2 protein-coding genes, 1 tRNA gene and 1 other RNA gene are annotated in these 3,787 nt (G+C 72.0%); 2 read left to right on the top strand and 2 right to left on the bottom strand.

Features of this window, described 5'->3' with window-relative positions; all coding sequences use genetic code 11:
* Positions 1 to 1,986: helicase-associated domain-containing protein (locus H5J30_RS21505; RefSeq protein ID WP_309505596.1), on the bottom strand; the 1,986-nt coding region annotated here is incomplete at its 3' end.
* Positions 1,987 to 2,230: 244 nt separating this feature from the next.
* Positions 2,231 to 2,315: transfer RNA gene (locus tag H5J30_RS21500), tRNA-Ser, on the bottom strand.
* Positions 2,316 to 2,387: 72 nt separating this feature from the next.
* On the opposite strand from H5J30_RS21500, the gene ffs reads away from it, so the two are divergent.
* Together ffs and H5J30_RS21490 are read left to right on the top strand one after the other, a co-directional pair.
* Positions 2,388 to 2,482: signal recognition particle sRNA small type (gene ffs / locus H5J30_RS21495), an RNA gene on the top strand.
* Positions 2,483 to 2,551: 69 nt separating this feature from the next.
* Positions 2,552 to 3,787, top strand: a 1,236-nt coding sequence (locus H5J30_RS21490) for a DNA polymerase III subunit gamma and tau (protein ID WP_181789025.1), incomplete at its 3' end; no start/stop codon positions are given.

The following is a 3,787-nucleotide window of genomic DNA, read 5'->3' as shown; positions in this document are numbered from 1 at the left end:
ACGGACCGTCCCGTCAGCGGCCTCGGCGACCGGGGCGTATCCGGCGGCCCGGAGCGCCGCGAGGCTCTCGTCGAGCGGGGCGCGGCTCACGAGCACCGTCGGTGCCAGCTGCCGCAGACCGAGCCCGGCGAGCCCACGGCGGGCGACCAGTTCGGTGAGGAGGGCGGGCTCCTCGCCGTGGATCACGCAGGTCGCGGAGGCGACGCGTACCCGGCCGTGGCCGCGCGCGGCGTCCTGGATCAGGTACGACAGCGGCTGGGGCAGCGGCTCGACGGCGACGGCGGCCAGGTCGGACGTGAGGGCGCCGGGGCTACGGCCGGCATCGAGGGCACGGCGGATGGTGGCAGGACCGAATCGCCACACCGACGCCGTGCCGCCGGCTTCCCGGTCGGCGACGGAATCGAGGAGCGAGGCGAGGTGTGCGGTCGGCGTTCCGGTGACGACGGCCGTGAGGTCGGCACCGAAGCGGGCGACTCCCGTGGCAGCGGGCAGCAGCCGCCGGCACACGAGGGCCAGCCCCTCGGTGTCGTCGTCGAGAAGGGCGGCCCCGACCGGGGAGAGGGCACCGCGGGCGAGTACGCCGAGCAGTTCCGCTTCGCGGATCAAGGTGGCGAACGGCGTGGCGTCCTGGGGGAGCTGATCGGCGAGCGGGCGGTGCCAGGCGGTCAACGGTCCGAGTTCGGCGGTGTTCTCCGCTCCTTGCTCCGCCGGGAATCGCGCCATGGCGGTGAGAAGCCCTTCCCTGGCCCGGAGGCAGCCGCCGCAGGGCGGGGCTCCGGTGAGCGCGGGGAGCGCCTTGCCGTCCTCGTCGCGGGTCTGGGCGGGGGTGAGCCCGAGGGTCTGCCATACCTGGAGAAGAAGGGCGAGTTGCTCAGCCGGTTCCTGGGCCGCCCAGGCGTCGTAGGCTTTCGTGGCCGCGATCTTGGCGCCGTCCCGGGCCAGCAGACCGGCCTCGTACGCCGTCTCCAGGGTGATGCGTACGACGATGTCGTCGCACTGTGCGGACTTGCCGACCCGGGACAGCTCCCGTGCCCCGACGCCGCCGGCCTTCAGCCGCGTCAGCGGAGAGGTGGCACACACCGCCAGGACCGAGGCGGCGTGAGCGGTGAACGCCATGGCCGCGGCCGCGGTCTCCCGGTCCACCTCCGCCGTGGTGACGGGCACCGAACGAGGGACGGGCGGGGAGGGCTCGAACGGGGCGTGCCAGTCGGCCCCCCGCAGCGCGAGCGCCACCTCGGCCGGCATACAGGCGGTCCCGTATCGACGTCGGTCCTGGATGAGGAGTCCTCGCTCCAGCGCCCACCGCGCGCCCGGCTGTGAATCGTCCCGCGGAACTCCGAACACCGCGAACTCGGGCTGCTCCGCAGCGGTGTTCGCCCGGCGCTCAAGCAGCTTCCGGGCGGCCGTGGGTGCCTGTGCGACCAGCGCGGTGATCCGCTCCGGATCGCGGTGGTGATCCAGCAGGGCCGCCGCCCGCTGCTGCTTCGTACCGCCGGGCTTGATCCCCAGCGCCGCCAGTATCCGGCGCAGTTCGTCGGAGGTCGTGCCCTCAAGCAGTGTGGCCAGCGGCGAGTCGAGACCCAGGGGCGAGTCCCACACCTGCCGCAACGGTGCCGCCATCCGTAGCAGCGCCTTGCCGTCCGGCCAGACCAGGGCGTGGTCGGCCAGCGCCTCCAGGGCCGCGTCAAGGCCGCGGGCGAGTTCCCCGTCCGTGGCGCCGAGCAGTTCTGCCAGCGCATCGTGCTCCACGGCCCCCAGTGCCGCGAGCGCCTCGGCGACTTGCAGGTGTGGCAGGGCGAGCCTGGGCAGTACGTGTGCCACCGAGCCGGGGCGCTGGAGGCGGTCCGCGAGTTCGCCGACCGACCGGGGCTCCGGCGGTGCCACGGCATCCGCCCGCAGGGTGAGGATCCGCCCAAGGCGGGCGGCGCCGGGGCCGCGCAGCCAGGCGGCCAGTGTTGATCCACCGGACTTGCTGATGCGGGACACCTCGCTCTGGACTCGTACCGCTGTGCTGGACCGGAGACCGGTCTCACACATGCTTGAAGCATGGTGCATCGTCGGCACCTTGTGCATCCCACCGAAGGATTCACCCAGGCTCACGGCTGCGACGTCCGAGGCGAAATGCGGGAAATGTCGGAAATAAACGAGACCAAGAATAGGACCAGCGCATACCGAAGAGCCGAGCCGTGATCACGGCTCGGCTCTTCGTTTTGCCTGGTCAGGCGGGGTGCGGAGGATACGAGATTCGAACTCGTGAGGGTGTGAACCCAACACGCTTTCCAAGCGTGCGCCCTAGGCCACTAGGCGAATCCTCCGCGGGCCACAGTACAAGACAGGGCGGGGTGGTCGCGAACTCGTTCGTCGGGGGTGGGATCGGTTAAGGTGGACACGCCCCTCACGCGGCGCTATCTCGCTGAACTCCCCCAGGGCCGGAAGGCAGCAAGGGTAGGTGGGCTCTGGCGGGTGCGTGGGGGGCACCTTCTTGTGCGGGGTGGGTGGGGGTTTCGGTGGGTGGGCGCCGTTGTCGGCGGTCACCGATATCGTCGTAGTCGTGTCGCAGCTCGCTCTCTACCGCCGCTACCGGCCCGAGACCTTCGGCGAGGTCATCGGGCAGGACCATGTGACCGGCCCCCTGCAGCAGGCGCTGCGGAACGGGCGGGTCAACCACGCGTATCTGTTCAGCGGGCCACGCGGCTGCGGGAAGACGACGAGTGCGCGCATCCTCGCCCGGTGTCTCAACTGCGAGCGGGGGCCGACGCCGGAGCCGTGCGGGGAGTGCCGGTCGTGCCGGGACCTCGCGCGGAACGGGCCGGGGTCGATCGACGTCATCGAGATCGACGCCGCGTCGCACGGCGGTGTGGACGACGCGCGTGAGCTGCGCGAGAAGGCGTTCTTCGGGCCGGCCGCCAGCCGGTACAAGATCTACATCGTCGACGAGGCGCACATGGTCACCTCCGCGGGGTTCAACGCCCTGCTGAAGGTGGTCGAGGAGCCGCCCGAGCATCTGAAGTTCATCTTCGCCACGACCGAGCCGGAGAAGGTCATCGGGACCATCCGGTCCCGGACGCACCACTATCCCTTCCGCCTCGTCCCGCCCGGCACCCTGCGCGACTATCTCGCGGACGTCTGCCGCGTCGAGTCCATCCCCGTCGAGGACACGGTGCTGCCCCTGGTCGTACGGGCCGGGGCCGGCTCCGTGCGGGACTCGATGTCCGTCATGGACCAACTGCTCGCCGGCGCCAGCGAGCAGGGTGTGACGTACGCCATGGCCACCGCCCTCCTCGGGTATACGGACGACGCCCTGCTCGACTCCGTCGTCGACGCCTTCGCGGCGGGCGACGGGGCGGCGGCGTTCGCGGTCGTGGAGCAGGTGATCGAGGGCGGGCACGATCCGCGGCGGTTCGTCACCGACCTGCTGGAGCGGCTGCGGGACCTCGTGATCCTCGCCGCCGTGCCGGACGCCGGCGACAAGGGACTGATCGATGTTCCGGCGGACGTGCTGGAGCGGATGCGGCGCCAGGCCGACACCTTCGGCGCGGCCGAGTTGAGCCGCGCCGCCGACCTCGTGAACGAAGGGCTGACCGAGATGCGCGGCGCCACCGCGCCGCGGCTGCAGCTTGAGCTGATCTGCGCGCGGGTGCTGCTCCCCGGCGCGTACGGGGACGAGCGATCGGTGATGGCCCGGCTGGACCGCCTGGAGCGCAACGCCCCCGCGGGGGCGCCGACCGTCGGGTACGTACCCGGGCCTGACGCCCACCAGCCTTCCAGCGGGGGCGGGGGCGGGGGC

It is taken from the genome of Streptomyces phytophilus, assembly GCF_013870535.1.
Taxonomy (GTDB): domain Bacteria; phylum Actinomycetota; class Actinomycetes; order Streptomycetales; family Streptomycetaceae; genus Streptomyces; species Streptomyces phytophilus.
The sequence above is the reverse complement of the archived record's forward strand: the minus strand, read 5'-3'. Positions and strand labels throughout refer to the sequence as shown.